13 protein-coding genes are annotated in these 13,705 nt (G+C 74.8%); 5 read left to right on the plus strand and 8 right to left on the minus strand.

All coding sequences use genetic code 11. The features are described 5' to 3' along the window. Window positions 1–22: 22 nt before the first annotated feature. Complete coding sequence (locus K7640_RS01170; protein ID WP_222952756.1) at window positions 23–1,636, plus strand: right-handed parallel beta-helix repeat-containing protein; 1,614 nt, start codon at window positions 23–25, stop codon at window positions 1,634–1,636. 58 nt (window positions 1,637–1,694) lie between these two features. Here K7640_RS01170 and K7640_RS01175 read toward each other — a convergent pair whose 3' ends face one another. The 3 genes from K7640_RS01175 to K7640_RS01185 are packed head-to-tail and all read right to left on the minus strand — an operon-like array spanning window position 1,695 to window position 4,281. Continuing rightward, window positions 1,695–2,255 (minus strand): GerMN domain-containing protein, encoded by a 561-nt coding sequence (locus K7640_RS01175; protein ID WP_222952757.1) that lies wholly within the window; start codon window positions 2,253–2,255, stop codon window positions 1,695–1,697. Then, window positions 2,252–3,610 carry a cell wall metabolism sensor histidine kinase WalK gene (locus K7640_RS01180; RefSeq protein WP_222952758.1) on the minus strand — a complete coding sequence of 453 codons (1,359 nt, stop codon included), beginning with the start codon at window positions 3,608–3,610 and terminating at the stop codon, window positions 2,252–2,254. The genes K7640_RS01175 and K7640_RS01180 overlap by 4 nt, the downstream gene beginning before the upstream one ends. Then, entirely contained in the window at window positions 3,607–4,281 is a 675-nt protein-coding gene (locus K7640_RS01185; RefSeq protein ID WP_222952759.1) for a response regulator transcription factor, read from the minus strand. Before K7640_RS01185 ends, K7640_RS01180 begins: the two co-directional genes overlap by 4 nt. Before the next feature lie 152 nt (window positions 4,282–4,433). Between K7640_RS01185 and K7640_RS29870 the strand changes: the two genes are divergently transcribed. Genes K7640_RS29870 through K7640_RS01200 form a run of 3 tightly spaced genes read left to right on the plus strand, consistent with a single transcriptional unit; the run spans window position 4,434 to window position 5,820 of the window. After that, window positions 4,434–4,877: an STAS domain-containing protein gene (locus K7640_RS29870; RefSeq protein ID WP_308042391.1), complete on the plus strand. Its 444-nt coding sequence runs from the start codon at window positions 4,434–4,436 to the stop codon at window positions 4,875–4,877. Beyond that, window positions 4,874–5,218, plus strand: coding sequence for a hypothetical protein (locus K7640_RS01195; protein ID WP_222952760.1), 345 nt, complete (start codon window positions 4,874–4,876; stop codon window positions 5,216–5,218). The genes K7640_RS29870 and K7640_RS01195 overlap by 4 nt, the downstream gene beginning before the upstream one ends. A gap of 53 nt (window positions 5,219–5,271) precedes the next feature. Then, the gene (locus K7640_RS01200; RefSeq protein WP_222952761.1) at window positions 5,272–5,820 is read left to right on the plus strand and encodes an STAS domain-containing protein; all 549 of its coding nucleotides are present in this window, start codon (window positions 5,272–5,274) and stop codon (window positions 5,818–5,820) included. On the opposite strand, the gene K7640_RS01205 is transcribed toward K7640_RS01200, so the two are convergent. Together K7640_RS01205 and K7640_RS01210 are read right to left on the minus strand one after the other, a co-directional pair. Next, window positions 5,810–6,283 carry a molybdenum cofactor biosysynthesis protein gene (locus K7640_RS01205; protein ID WP_222952762.1) on the minus strand — a complete coding sequence of 158 codons (474 nt, stop codon included), beginning with the start codon at window positions 6,281–6,283 and terminating at the stop codon, window positions 5,810–5,812. The two genes, K7640_RS01200 and K7640_RS01205, sit on opposite strands and share 11 nt — an antisense overlap. A gap of 10 nt (window positions 6,284–6,293) precedes the next feature. Continuing rightward, window positions 6,294–7,079 carry an FkbM family methyltransferase gene (locus tag K7640_RS01210; protein WP_222952763.1) on the minus strand — a complete coding sequence of 262 codons (786 nt, stop codon included), beginning with the start codon at window positions 7,077–7,079 and terminating at the stop codon, window positions 6,294–6,296. 217 nt (window positions 7,080–7,296) lie between these two features. On the opposite strand from K7640_RS01210, the gene K7640_RS01215 reads away from it, so the two are divergent. After that, on the plus strand, window positions 7,297–8,325 hold the full coding sequence (locus K7640_RS01215; protein ID WP_222953115.1) for an SIS domain-containing protein: 1,029 nt from the start codon (window positions 7,297–7,299) through the stop codon (window positions 8,323–8,325). Window positions 8,326–8,478: 153 nt separating this feature from the next. Here K7640_RS01215 and K7640_RS01220 read toward each other — a convergent pair whose 3' ends face one another. The 3 genes from K7640_RS01220 to K7640_RS01230 form a co-directional block, all read right to left on the minus strand. Next, a complete protein-coding gene (locus K7640_RS01220) occupies window positions 8,479–11,775 on the minus strand; it encodes an SIS domain-containing protein (RefSeq protein ID WP_222952764.1) in 3,297 nt (1,098 codons plus the stop codon). A gap of 255 nt (window positions 11,776–12,030) precedes the next feature. Continuing rightward, entirely contained in the window at window positions 12,031–12,774 is a 744-nt protein-coding gene (locus K7640_RS01225) for an ABC transporter permease (RefSeq protein ID WP_222952765.1), read from the minus strand. Window positions 12,775–12,812: 38 nt separating this feature from the next. Continuing rightward, window positions 12,813–13,691: an alpha/beta fold hydrolase gene (locus K7640_RS01230; RefSeq protein WP_222952766.1), complete on the minus strand. Its 879-nt coding sequence runs from the start codon at window positions 13,689–13,691 to the stop codon at window positions 12,813–12,815. Window positions 13,692–13,705: the final 14 nt, after the last annotated feature.

The following is a 13,705-nucleotide window of genomic DNA, read 5'->3' on the forward strand; positions in this document are numbered from 1 at the left end:
GCCCCGAGTTTGGGGGGGAAAAATGAACAGAGTCGCACGGGTGTTCCGCCGGCGGGCCGCCGGGCTGCTGTTGGCAGCGGGCACCGCACTGGGGGCGGGCACCGCACTGGGGGCGGGCACCGCGGTGGCCGCACCGGGGGCAGCCACCGCGGTGGCCGCACCGGCCGCCGTCGCGGCGGCAGCGCCGGTCGACGCGGCGGCCACCATCGTCGCGGAGGCCGACGCCTGGGTGGACAGCGCGGCGCCCGAGCAGGTTTCCGGGCGGGGCACCTTCCTGCGGGTCGACGGCTCGCCACGGCAGGTGGCGTACCTGCGGTTCCAGGTGACCGGCACCGGGACGACGCCGTCGGCGGTGCTGCGCCTGTACGTCGAGACGAACAGCAGCACCGGCGTGGAGGTGCACCGGGTGGGTGCCGGCGACTGGTCGGAGCGGGACCTGACCTATCTGACCGCTCCCCCGGTGGGCGCCCTGGTGAACAGCACCGGCCGGGCGCTCGCGGGGAACTGGGCGTCGGTGGACGTGTCGTCGATGGTGACCGGTGACGGTCCGCTGACCCTGGCGCTGACCACGTCAAACGACACCGGCGTACGGGTGACCAGCCGGGAGGGCGCGAACCCGCCGCAACTGCTGGTGCCGGCGCCGGGCAACCCGTCGCCGTACCGGGTGACCCCGACCGGCACCGGCGCCTACCGGGCCGTGTCCGCGGTGACCGGGCAGACGTTCACCGGCAGCCTCAAGTCGGTGGTGGAACTGGCGGCGGGGAGCTTGAACCCGATGGGCGGCGGCACCATCTCCTTCGACGCCGGCACGTACGACCTCGGCGCCGACTATTTCAAGCTGGTCGGCCTGCGCAACATCACCTTCGCCGGGGCGGGCATGTACGACACTCTCATCCGCAACGACAGTTCGGCGGCGGCGGACACCGAACCGTTCAACACCAAGGGGCTCGACGGCATCGTCGTGCGGGATCTGACCGTGCACGCCGGCGGGACGCGGCGCAACACCAGCGACGCGCTCGACTTCGACGACGGAAACAACGTGCTGGTCGAACGGGTGCGGGTCACCGCCTCCCGGGGGCGGGGGATCATCTTCGACGGCAAGAACCAGGGCTGGGAGTCGCAGGGCAACACCATCCGGGACTGCGTCGTCAGCGGCACCGCCACTCACGGGGTGGAGCTGTTGGCCGCCAGCGGAGACACCGTCACCGGCTGCCGGATCAGCGACGTCGGCGGGCACGGCATCCAGATCAACCGCTCCTCCTCCACCGCCGACCAGCCCAACAAGCCGTCGTCGCACAACATCGTCGCCGGCAACGTGATCGACCAGGCCGGCATGGACGGGGTGAACGTGGACGGCGGCACCGACAACCGGATCACCGACAACCGGATCACCAACAGCGCGGACGACACCGCCAACCGCGACGGGATCCGGATCACCACCTCGAGCGGGGTGCCCTGCCAGGACAACGTGGTCGCGGGCACCGTCGCGACCGACACCCAGACCCCGAGAACCCAACGGTACGGGCTGAACATCTCCGCCGGCTGCGTCGGGACGGTTGTCGGGCCGGGCAACGACTTCTCCGGGAACCTGCGCGGCGCGATCCACGACGCGGGCAGCGGCACCGTCCACCGGTGACGCCGGGCTGCGGGCGGTGGAGGGGGCGCACGCCTCCTCCGCCGCACCGGGCAGGTGGTCAGCGGCGCAGCAGGGGCTGGTAGTCGGCGGCGGTGAGCGGCTGGCGGGTCAGTGAGCCGTCCGCGCGGGGCACCTCCAGCGGCCGGTCGCCGCGGCGGAAGGTGACGCCGTTGACGTCGCCGCGGCGGGTCAGAGTGCAGACGATCTGCCCGAACGCGAGCACCTCGTCGCTGCGGCCGATCTCGTCGCCGACCGCCTGCACGGTCACCTCGGCGAGGGTGCCGGTCAGGCGGACGCCGCTGACGGTGAGGGTGCCGGGCAGGGCGCTGGTCAGGCCACGGTCGCGTTCGGGGGCGGTGGGGCCGGCGAGCAGGCGTTGCAGGTGCACGTCGATGCCGGGCAGCGCCTGCACCTGGCGGACCACGGTGTCCAGCCCGTCGTCGCGGACGAAGCAGAGCGTCTCGTCCTCCTGGCCGGTGGCCACGCTCGGGCTGGCACTGCCGGTGCTGGGGAACGGCCCGGGTGGGGCCTGCACCGGGCGGGGTTGCGCGTCGACCGGCACCCCGCAGCCGGCCACCATGGCGGTGGCGGCGAGCAGCAAACCCAGCCGGCGGGTCATGACAGGCTCCCGGGCAGCTCGACGCGGAAGCTGGCCCCGCCGCCGGGCCGGTTCTCGGCCCGGGCCCGTCCGCCGTGCGCGGCGGCGTGCTCGGCCACCAGCGCCAGGCCGAGGCCGGTGCCGTCGGTGCCGGCGCGGGCGTGGGCGGCCCGGCCGCGGACGAACCGGTCGAAGATCACTTCCCGGTCCGCCGGGGGCACGCCGGGTCCGGCGTCGTCGACCTCGACGACACCGACGCCGTCGCCGGCCGCGGACAGCCGTACGGCCACCGGGCCGCCGCCGTAGCGGACCGCGTTGTCCAGCAGGTTGCGCAGGATCTGCTCGACCCGCCGGCGCTCGACCTGCCACCGGGCCGGCGTGCCCGGGGCCAGGTGGACCAGGTTCTCCGGCAGGTCGCGGGCCCGGCAGGACTCCCGGGCCAGCGCCGCGACGTCCACGCTCTGCCGCTGGGCCGGCTGCTCGGTGCGGGCCAGCTCGATCAGGTCGTCCACCAGGCGCTGGAACCGGGCCACCTCGTCGACGACCAGCCCGGCGGCGGTGGCGGTCCGCTCGTCCTGGTGTTCGCGGCGGCGGGTGAGCACGCTGGCGGCGGCGGCGAGGGTCTGCAACGGTGAGCGCAGTTCGTGGCTGACGTCGGCGGCGAAGCGGCGGTCCCGCTCGATGCGCCGGGCGAGCTGGTCGACCATGTGGTTGAAGGAGCTGGAGAGCCGGGTGAGGTCCGGGTCGGTGGTGGGGTCGAGGCGGGTGGTGACGTCACCGGCGGCGATCCGCTCGGCGGCGTCGGCGACGGCGGTCAGCGGCCGGACGCTGTGCCGGGTGGCGTACCAGCCGAGCGCGGCGCCCGAGCCGGCGACCATGATGGCGACCGCGGTCAGCGTCAGCGCCACGACCTGGAAGGTGTCCTCCACCTCCCGCAGCGAGGTCAACTCGTAGTAGCTGATGGTGGCGGAGATCGGGATGCCGACCACCAGGGTCGGTTGCCCGTTGAGCCGGACCCGCTGCACGGCGGGCTCGCCGCCGCGGACCATCCGGCGCAGCGACTCGGGGACCGGGTCGTCGCCGACCACCTCGGCGGCGCGGGCGTGGAAGCTCTCGTTGATCTGGAGCAGCGGGCGGCGGCCGCTGCCGGTGTCCAGCGAGCGCAGCACCTCCACCACGTCCGGTTCGTCGGTGTCCAGGCCGCTGCGGACCACGGCGGCGTCGAAGTAGGCCACCCGCACGGCGGTGCGCTCCCGCTCCTCCAGCAGCGAGCGGCGGGTCAGGTCGTAGGAGAACAGCGCCATGGACGCGGCCAGCAGCAGCGCCCCCACGGCGAAGGCGGCGGTGACCCGGGCGCGTAGTCCGAGCCGGGTCATCGTTGCAGCTTGTAGCCGAGCCCGCGCAGGGTGACCAGGTGCCGGGGGTTGGCGGGGTCGTCCTCGATCTTCTGCCGCAGCCGCCCGACGTGCACGTCGACCAGGCGTTCGTCGCCCGTCTCGTAGCCCCAGACCCGGCTGAGCAGCTGCTGACGGGACAGCACCCGCCCGGCGTGGTCGGCCAGTTCGCAGAGCAGCCGGAACTCGGTGCGGGTGACCGGCACGGGTTGCCCGGCCTTGCGTACCTCGCCGGCCTCCTCGCTGATCTCCAGGTCTCCGAAGACCTGCGCGGTGACCGGGGTGGTGCGGGCCCGGCCGCGCCGGCGCAGCGCCCGCAGGCGGGCGGTCAGTTCCTTGACGGCGACCGGCTTGACCAGGTAGTCGTCCGCCCCGGCCTCCAGCGCGGCGACGATGTCGTGGGTGTCGTCGCGGGCGCTGACCACGACGATCGGCACGTCGTCGTCGCGGCGCATCCGCCGGATGCACTCGTAGCCGTCGAGTCCGGGCAGCATGAGGTCGACCAGCACGTTGTCGGCCGGGTGTTCCTTCTGCTGGCGCAGGCCCTCCTCGGCGGTCGCCGCGCCCTGGGCCGTGTAGCCCTCCTCCTCCAGGGCGAGCAGCAGGGCGAGCCGGATGCGGTCGTCGTCCTCGATCACCAGTACGGCCGTCATGGCTGCATGATGCCCGGCTCGCGGCCGGCAGCCCAACCCGGTCACCGGTTCCCCGCTTTTGTCACCGAACCGTCACACAACTGCGGGGTGCCCGCCACGGGCCGCGAGCACGGTGGTGGGACGACCGACACCCGGCGAGGGGAGCCGACGCCGTGACCGCACCGCAGCCGCCGGACCCGGACTGCGAGGTTCCGCTGGTCGAGCTGGAGATCACCGACGAGCTCGACCTGGCACAGCTGCGGGACGTGGCCGGTGTGCTCGACTCGGTGCTCAGCCTGCGTCCCCGGGAGGTCGTGTTCGACCTGTCCGGGTGCGGGCACATCGACGCGGCCAGCATCGGGTTCCTGCTCGACGTGCGCCGCCGGCTGGCCCGCCACGGGGCGGTGCTCACGCTCCGCAACCCGGATCGGCGGGTCCGGCGGATCCTCGACAGCACCGGGCTGGGCCGGGTGCTGCGGATCGTCTACACCACCGAGGGCGCCCGGTCGGCCGGGGAGGACCGGCTCCCGCCGGGCCACCGGCCGGCGCTGGGCGGTCGGGCGTCGGTCGGCGCCCGCCGGCCGGGGCCGGGCCCGTTGACGGGGCACCGGCCGTGAGCGGCGAGGCGCTGGTCAGCGCGCTGCTGGTCGGCCTGGCCGTGGGCGTGGTCGGCCGGCTCGTCCTGCCGGGGCGCCGGGCCACCCCGGTCTGGCTGACCATCGCGGCGGGCATCGCCGCGGCGCTGCTCGGCACCATCGGGATCCGGCTCGCCGGCGCCGGCCTGGACGCGGAGGCGGGGCCGCGGCTGCTGGTGCAGGGCGGGTCGGCGGTCGTCGCGACGCTGCTCGCCGTCCGGGCCGCCGCCGCACGACGGCCGGCCGATCCGGCGTGGCGGCGTGCACCGGGTCCGGTCGATCGCCGGGAACCGCGCCGGCTGCGCTCGGTGCCGCGCGGCTGACCGGCCGCGACCGGCGCCACGGGCGGTTCGCCGAGGAATCGAGAGGAGAGGTCATGACGGTCGTACCGGCCGATCACCTCTGGACGTTGATCTGCGACGGCTGCGGCGACACCGTCACCGACACGGCGGTCGTGCTGCCCGACGCGGAGGTGGTCTGGACGCTGGTCTTCGACCACGGCTGGTCCGGCTCCCCGTTCGCCTCCGGGCCGCACCACTGCCCGCGCTGCGAGATGGGCGGGGCCGACCGCCCCGGGCGGTCCACGGCCGGTGATCCGCTGGGGCTGGGCCGGCCCGACGACGCCGGTGCGGCGCCGGCGTGGGACGAGCAGCCGGCCGACCGGGTGCGCCGGGCGCTGGCCGAGGCGTTGGACCTGGGCGACGAGGTGCTGGTCGACCTCAGCGGGGTGGAGGTCATCGACTCGGCCGGTCTCGGGCTGCTGGTCCGGGCGCACCAGGACGCCCGGGCGCGGTCGGCGCGGCTGTGCCTGGTCGCGCCGTCGCGGTTCGTCCGGACGGTGTTGCACACCATGCGGCTGGACGGTGTCTTCCCGGTCCTGGAGGGCCCGGCGCGGTCGACGGCCACGCCGGTGGTCAGCCGCTGATCGTCACCTCGACCGGGCCGACGCGCAGCACCCCGTCGGTCAGCGGGGCGCAGCGGATGCCGCCCCGGCCGCGCAGCGCCCGCCAGGCGCCCGGGCCGATGGTGGTGTCCATCCAGGCGCAGGGGTTGGCCGGGCGGTGCACCCGCAGGCTGACCGGGCCGTCCCCGCTGTCCAGGGTGAGCACCGCACCGACCAGGTCGTCGACGGCGATGCCGCTTGTCAGGATGTTGCGCCGGACCTGGGTCAGGTCGGCGCCGGGGGGCAGGGACTCCTGGGCGATCACGGTGACGGCGGCGTGGCGGTGCGCGGGCCGGCCGAAGTACCGGTCGCCGACGATGCCCAACCCGGCCCGGATCTGGATCGCCTCGACCAGTTCGCCGGGCGGCGCGGGGGCCGGGCCGTCCGCCGGCCGGCCGACGTACCGGTGCACGGGCGAGGCCAGCAGCGCGACGATGCGGGGCATGGCGCGGATTCTACGAACCGGCGCCGGCGTACCGGGCGTACACGTCGCCGGAGTTGGCGCTCGGCGGCAGGGCGCGCAGGTGGTCGGCCACCCGGGCCGCCGGCACCCAGTCGGGGAAGACCAGCCGCCGGCTGTCGCCGAGCGCCAGGTTGAAGCCGTCCAGGCCGAGCGCGGTCAGCCGGTCGAGGCAGCGGTGGGCCACCGGCCGGGCGATGGTGGTGAACTCGAAGGAGAGGGCGGACAGCGGGCGGGACAGGCCGGCCAGTACGGCGTCCTCGAAGCCCTCCACGTCGATCTTGACGAAGCCCGGCACGCCGTACGTGTCGATCAGCGCGTCGAGGGTGACCAGCGGGACCTCCGCCCGGTCGTCCCACACCTCGTGCCGCCAGCCGTCGGCCCTGCCGGCGGCGTGGCGGAAGTGCGGCGAGGCGGTGCTGAGGGTGGGGTTGGCCGAGTTGACCGCGAGCGTGATCCGGCCGGGCTCGGCGCCGCAGGCCGCCTCGACCAGCCGCACCTGGTCGTCGTCGGCGTAGAGGGCGCGCAGGGCACGGACGCACAGCGGCTGCGGCTCGACCGCGACCACCCGGGCGCCGAGCCGACGGAAGCAGGCGATGTGGTCGCCGACATGTGCGCCCAGGTCGAAGGCCAGGTCGCCGGGGACCACGAACCGGGCGTAGAAGGCGTCCATGGACGCGTCGCGGGCCGGGTCGCCGTAGTAGGTGTCCAGGGAACGGCGCAGGGTGCAGGTGGCCGGGTCCGCCTTGAGCGCCGCGATGACGTCGGTACGGGCGTCCACGCTCGGACGTTAGCCCGGCCGGGGCGGGCGTCGCGGGGTTTGCCGAGGCGGCCAGCCGTACGGGTGGACCGGCACGGCGCGCACGCAACGGACGTGTCATGCGCGAAAATGTTTCGCCGGATTGATCCCCGAGCAGTTTCGTGCAAAAGTCTTCACAGCGAGTGCTCCGACGGCCGGAGCGGGCGGGAGGGTGGTCGTGGCGGACGCCGGGCAGGGCATGGCAACCGACATCGCCGAGCAGCCGGCGACCTATCAACGGATCCTCGACCGGGCGGCGGCGGTGCGCGAGGTGGCCCGGGAGGTCGCCCGCCGCGACGTGCGGCACGTGGTGCTGGCCGCCCGGGGCACCTCCGACCACGCCGCGCTCTACGGGTCGTACCTGAGCCAGATCCGGCTGGGCCGGCCCGCCGGCCTGGCCTCCCCCAGCGTGGTGTCGCTCTACGGCGCCCAGCCGGACCTGTCCGGGGCGCTGGTGATCGGGGTGTCGCAGAGCGGCCGCTCCCCCGACCTGGTCGAGGTGCTCGACAGCGCCCGCCGGCACGGGGCGAGCACCCTGGCGCTGACCAACGCACCCGACTCCGAGCTGGCCCGGGTCGCCGAGCTGCACGTGGACATCCTGGCCGGCCCGGAGCGCGCGGTGGCGGCCACCAAGACCTACACCGCAGAGCTGCTGTCCCTGCTGCTCGTGGTGGAGGGCGTGCGCACCGGCACCGGTGACCCGGAGCCGGCGGTGGCCCGGGAGCTGGCGCGGCTGCCGGAGCTGGCGGCCGAGGCGCTCGCCGGCCGGGACCACGAGGCGGTCGCGGCCCGCCTGCGGTACGCCAACGAGCTGGTGGTGACCGGCCGCGGTTACGCGTACGCGACAGCCCGCGAGGCCGCCCACAAGATCATCGAGACGTCGTACCTGTCGGCGCTGGCCTATTCCGGGGCGGATCTGCTGCACGGCCCGGTGGCCGTGGCGGACCGGGAGATGCCGGTGCTGGCGGTCGTCGGGGACGGCCCCGGCGGCGCCGCGATGGCCGAGGTGATCGAGCGGCTGCGGGCGATGCGGGCCGACGTCATCACGGTCGGGTCGGCCGGGTCGGCCGGCGACGCGGCGCACATCGGCGTCCCGGCGGTGGACGAGCGGTATTCTCCGCTGCTGGACATCCTCCCGCTCCAGCGGCTGGCGCTGACCCTGGCGCTGGCCCGGGGCGAGGACCCGGACAGCCCGCGCGGCATCACCAAGGTCACCCACACCCGCTGACCGGGCCATCCCGCCGGCCGGTCCGGGGCCCCGACCGGCCGAGGCCGTCCCCCAGGAGCGGACGCCCGCGCCGGCCGAGCCTGAGTCCGACGCGCGAACGGCCGCGCCGGGCGGGTCGGTGGACCCACCCGGCGCGGCCGGTGTCGCGGGGTGTCAGCGGGACAGCAGCGCGGCCGCCACCTCGCCGACCGAGCCGACCAGCACCGTCTCGACCGGGACCTTCTCCAGCATGGCCTCGTCGAAGCCGGCCTCGGTCTCGGTGACCGCGGCGTCGATCTCGGCGAGCCGGGTCCCGCTGGTCTGCAGGGCGTTGGTCAGCGTGGCCGCGTCCGCGGCCGGGGCCAGCGCCACGTGCAGCAGGGTCAGGCCGGACACGTGCGCGCCGACCTGCTCCGGCACCATCAGCACCAGCTTGTCGTCGCGCCGGCCGCGGACCACCTGGATCATCCGGGCGTCGACGGCGTACCGCTTGGAACCGGTGAGGCGGGTGCCGTTGTCGGCCCGGCTGGGCGTGCCGGCCACCGCACCGGACTTGGCCACCACCCGGATGGCGCTCTCGTCGCCGGTCCGCTCGACCCGGTACCGGACGGCGCCGGTGACCTGCTCGATCAGCGGCGCGTGGGCGCGCAGCGCGAGCAGCACCGGGTAGGTCAGCAGGTTGACGTCGCTGCCGGCGGAGACCAGGGCGGCGGTCAGCGGGTTGTCGAGCAGGTCGTTGTCGTCGCGGGAGGTGCCGACGGTGACCGTCTTGGCCTGGTGCTTGACCGAGTCGATGGAGCGGGTCAGCTCCTCCACGGCCTCGGTGAGCTGGTCGCGGACGTAGTCCAGCGGCTCGCCCATCTCCTCGGCGCGCATCGGCAGGGCGGCGGTGAGCCCGCGCAGCAGGAGCAGCACGTTGGCCAGGCTCAGGGTGGCCTGCGGGGAGAGCACGCCGCGGGTGCGGCCGGTGGCCACCTCGGCGAGGAACTCCTCCACCGGCTCGGCCAGCTCGGCGACGTCGGTGAACCGGGACGCGCCCTGGTCGACCCGCTCCTCCAGCAGGGTCAGCGCCTGCCGCAGCGGCAGCGCCAGCTCGTCGATCGCCCGCGCCGTGTGGTACGAGATCAGGTGCCCGACGGCCGTGCTGAGCAGCCAGGCCAGCGCCGGGTGGGCCCGGGGCACCCGGATGACGTGCTGCGCGGCCCAGGCGATGTCCACCCCCTCGTCGGCGATCACCACCGGCGCGTTGCGGTGCGCCGCGTAGATCTCGATCTCCTTGGCCATGTCCCGGACCTGCTGCGGCGGGGTGCCCGCCGCGCAGACCAGGATCATCGCCTCGGCGGAGAGGTCGATGTGCTTCTTGTCCTCCAGCGCGTCGGTGGAGACGGTGCGGTAGCACAGCTCGGAGAGCTTGATCCGCACCTCGGCCGCCGCGACCCGGTTCGGACCGGACCCGACGACGGCCCACGACGGGTACGCGGGCATCTCGCGCGACGCGGCGGCCACCTCGTCGGCGAGGCCCTGCACGGCGGTCAGGTGCGCCGGCATCTCCAGCAGGCCGACCAGCAGGGCGTTCTCGACCTCCGGCCGCAGGTGCCCCCAGGAGCGGGCGATCTGCAGGCCGAGCAGCACGCCGGTGGCCACCTGCGAGTAGAACGCCTTGGTCGAGGCGACGGCCATCTCGACGTCGCGGCCGTCGGAGGTGTAGAGCACGCCGTGCGTCTTGTGGGCCAGGTCGCTGTCGCGGCGGTTGACGATGGCCAGGGCGGCGGCGCCCCGGCGGACCACCAGGTCCACCGCCCGGTTGGTGTCGGTGGTGGTGCCGGACTGGCTCACCGCGATCAGCAGGATGCCGCTCATGTCCTGGGGCAGGTCGGTGGCCGACAGTTCGGTGGCCGGCACGGCCCGGACGGCCAGGCCGGGCAGGTGCGGGCGGATCACCTCGGCGATGCCCTGGCAGGCGACGGCGGCGGTGCCCTGCCCGACCAGCACGACCTCGGTGAACCGGCCGCGGGCGATGTCCTCGCGCAGCGCGGTCGGCAGGCCGCTCTCGCCGACGGCGACCTGGAGCAGGCCGTCGACCTCGGCGATGCGGCCCCGCAGGCTGCGGCGGAACGAGCGCGGCGCCCCGGCGATCTCCTTGACCAGGTAGTGGTCGTAGTCGCCGCGGGCCACGTCGCGGGTGGTGATCTCGGCGGTCTGCACCCGCTCCGGGGCGCCGACGCCGGCGTCGGTGATCTCGGTGATGCCCTCCAGGGTGCCGGCGGCCTCGCCGTCGAGCACGACGACCACCCCACCGTCGGTGCCGGAGCCGTCGACCCGCAGGTACCGGTCGGTGAGCGCGACCAGGCCGTACACCTCGCTGGCCACGAGGTAGCACCAGTCGGCCAGGCCGACGTAGAGGCCCTGGCCGCTGCCCTTCTGGGCGAGCACCAGGTGGCCGGCGTCGTCCTGCACGCCGATCGCCATCGAGCCGTGGAACTGGGCGACGCAGTCGCCCAGCGCGGCGCCGGGGGCCAGGCCCCGCTCGCGGGCGGCGGAGTACATCACCGGGATCAGCTTGGCGTCGGTGGTGATCTCGTCGGTCACCACGGCGTGCTTGCGACGCAGCTCCACGTGGTTGTCGATGTCGCCGTTGAGCACGGCGGCGGAGTAGGGCCGCTCGGCACCATCGGCGACGCTGTTGACCGGGTGGGCGTTGGCCTCGCTGATCCGGCCGACGCTGGCCCAGCGGGAGTGGGCCAGCACCGAGATCCGGGCGCTGGGCAGGCGCAGCGCGGTGGCGAGCCGCTCGTCGGCGGCGATGGCGGTGCGCAGGTGGGCGACGTTGTCGCCGAGGGAACCGAGGATCGCGGCGCGCTTGTAGACGAAGACGGCGCCGTCGCCCACCATCTCCACGGCACCGGAGCGGAAGCGCGGGTCGCGGGCCGGGGCGAGCGCGTCGATGGTCTTGCGGTCGACGTCGTCGAGGCCCACCCAGATCTGCACGCCGGCGGAGTCGCGGCCGCGGACCTCCAGCCGGTCGATCGCGTCGAGTACGGAGTCCACGCCGAGGTAGGACACGGCGAGCCGGCCGTCGGCGGTGTCACCGAAGCCCAGTTCCCGCATCCGGCGGGCGGCGGCGAGCCGGTCGTTGCGCAGCATCCAGAGCAGGTCCCGCACCGCGACGGCCTGCGCCTGCGCGGCCTCGACCTCCTCGGCCGAGCCGTGCGACCCGTCGTCGAGGACGGCGTCCCAGCCGTCGAGCCAGCGCTGGATCCCGTCGAGGGCGGTGGAGACCTCGCGCTGGAGGTTGGCGTCGGCGGCGAGCACGGCGAGGGTCGCCGGCGCGGAGATGAGCCGCAGGGCCTGCTCGGCCCGCTCGTGCGCCTCGGTGAGCAGCTCGGACGCGGCGGCCACCGAGGGTGTTTCCACCGAGTCGGCTGAGGCCAGCTCCCAGGCCAGGCTGCCGAGCACAGCGGGTGCGCCCACCGCCTCACCAAGACGGTCATACCGGGGCAGCAGGGCAACAATGCCACACATCGTGGGCAACTCCTCTTACCGTCGACTCGGATCCCGGGCCACTATAGTGCGCAAACTCGCTGCGCAAAAAGCACCGATTCACACACGGGCTGCGCGCCATTTCGCGGTCACATTCCGTGCACTGCTCTTACCCCGGTCCGCGCCCGGCGTACCGCCAGGGTTGCGGCCAACCGGCGCACCGCCCAGGTTGTGGCCAACCGGGAGTCAGCGCCGGTGCAGCCGCTGCCGGGCCACCAGCTCGACGGTCAGCACGACCGCGACCGCCTCCACGGCCAGCAGGCCCACCAGGACGAAGAGCTGGGTGATCCCGGCGGCCACCGGGCTCGCCCCGCCCAGCAGCACCCCGACGTACGCGCCGGGCAGGGTGACCAGGCCCACCGTGCGGGTCTGGTCCAGTGCCGGGATCAACGCCTGCGCCGCCGCCGGCCGGCACACCAGCAGGAACGCCTCGCGCGGCGGCAGGCCCAGCGCGAGGGCCGCCTCCACCTCACCCCACCGGCCGGCCACCTCGTCCAGGGCGCGGCGGCCGGCCAGCGAAGTGGCGGTCATCGCGCCGCCGATCAGGATGCCCGCGACCGGGATGATCGCGATGCCGCGCAGCGGGAGCAGCCCCGCCAGCAGCAGCCCCACCACCACCGGGAGGCTGCCCGCCGCGATCGGCACGGCGGCCCACCAGCCGTGCCGGCCCCGGGTGATCCGCCGCGCCGAGGTGCCCGCCGCCACGGCGCACATCACCACCACGAAGGCGGCGGTGGCGCCGAGCGAGGCCACGATGGCGGTGATCAGCACCGAGACGGCCGCGAGTTGGACGGCGGCGCGGGCGGCGGCGACGGCGATCTGCCGGCCGTGACCGAGCCGGCCCACCGCGGCCACCGCGGCCGCCACGGCGGTCAGCAGGACCAGGGCGACCGCGAGGCGGGGGCCGGCCACCAGCATCGACGACGACATCGGGCCAGTCTGACGCAGCCGGGGCGACCGGCCGTGGGCTACCGGGCCAGCAGCGCGCGCAGCAGCTTGCCGACCTCGCCGGGCGCCTCCTCGGCCATGAAGTGGCCCGCCGAGGTGGTGTGGTGCTCCAGGTCCGCCGCCCAGGCCCGCCACAGGCCGGCGGCGTCGTAGCCGAGCGCCGCGCCCCAGTCCTGCTGGACGACGGTGACCGGCATCGTCAGCCGCCGGCCGGCGGCCCGGTCCGCCTGGTCGTGGGTGACGTCGATGCCGGCCGAGGCGCGGTAGTCGGCGACGATGGAGTCCACCGCCGCGCGCGAGGCGGCCAGGTACGCGGCCCGCACGTCCGCCGGGATGGCCGCCGGGTGCTGCGCCCACACGTCGAGGAAGTAGCCGAAGAACGCGTCGGCGCTGCCGCTGATCATCTGCTCGGGCAGGCCGGGCGGCTGGGCCATGAGATAGAGGTGGAAGGCGACGGCGGCGCTGGCACCGTGCAGGATGTCCCACATGTCCAGGGTCGGCAGGACGTCGAGCACCCCGAGGTGGGTGATCGTGTCGGGGTGGTCGAGGCCGGCGCGGATGGCGACCAGGGCGCCCCGGTCGTGCCCGACGAGGGCGAACCGGTCGTGGCCGAGCGCGCGGGCCAGCGCGACCACGTCGGCGGCCATCGTCCGCTTGGCGTACGTGGTGTCGTCGCCGGCGACCGGCTTGTCGCTGGCGCCGTAGCCGCGCAGGTCCGGGCAGATGACGGTGTGCTCGGCGGCCAGGTCCGCGGCGACGTGCCGCCACATCAGGTGGGTCTGCGGGAAGCCGTGCAGCAGCACGAGGGGGCTGCCGGAGCCGCCCACCGCCACGTTCAGGCGCACGTCGCCGTCCACAGCGACGCGCTGGTAGTCGAAGTCCGGGATGACAGGTGTCACAGCTGGTTCCTCTC

This window comes from Micromonospora sp. PLK6-60, from assembly GCF_019890675.1.
Classification (GTDB): domain Bacteria; phylum Actinomycetota; class Actinomycetes; order Mycobacteriales; family Micromonosporaceae; genus Micromonospora.

Coding starts and splice junctions, on each gene's coding strand:
- K7640_RS01170 (WP_222952756.1), top strand. CDS start 23: ATGAACAGAGTCGCACGGGTGTTCCGCCGGCGGGCCGCCGGGCTGCTG.
- K7640_RS01175 (WP_222952757.1), bottom strand. CDS start 2,255: ATGACCCGCCGGCTGGGTTTGCTGCTCGCCGCCACCGCCATGGTGGCC.
- K7640_RS01180 (WP_222952758.1), bottom strand. CDS start 3,610: ATGACCCGGCTCGGACTACGCGCCCGGGTCACCGCCGCCTTCGCCGTG.
- K7640_RS01185 (WP_222952759.1), bottom strand. CDS start 4,281: ATGACGGCCGTACTGGTGATCGAGGACGACGACCGCATCCGGCTCGCC.
- K7640_RS01200 (WP_222952761.1), top strand. CDS start 5,272: ATGACGGTCGTACCGGCCGATCACCTCTGGACGTTGATCTGCGACGGC.
- K7640_RS01205 (WP_222952762.1), bottom strand. CDS start 6,283: ATGCCCCGCATCGTCGCGCTGCTGGCCTCGCCCGTGCACCGGTACGTC.
- K7640_RS01215 (WP_222953115.1), top strand. CDS start 7,297: ATGGCAACCGACATCGCCGAGCAGCCGGCGACCTATCAACGGATCCTC.
- K7640_RS01225 (WP_222952765.1), bottom strand. CDS start 12,774: ATGTCGTCGTCGATGCTGGTGGCCGGCCCCCGCCTCGCGGTCGCCCTG.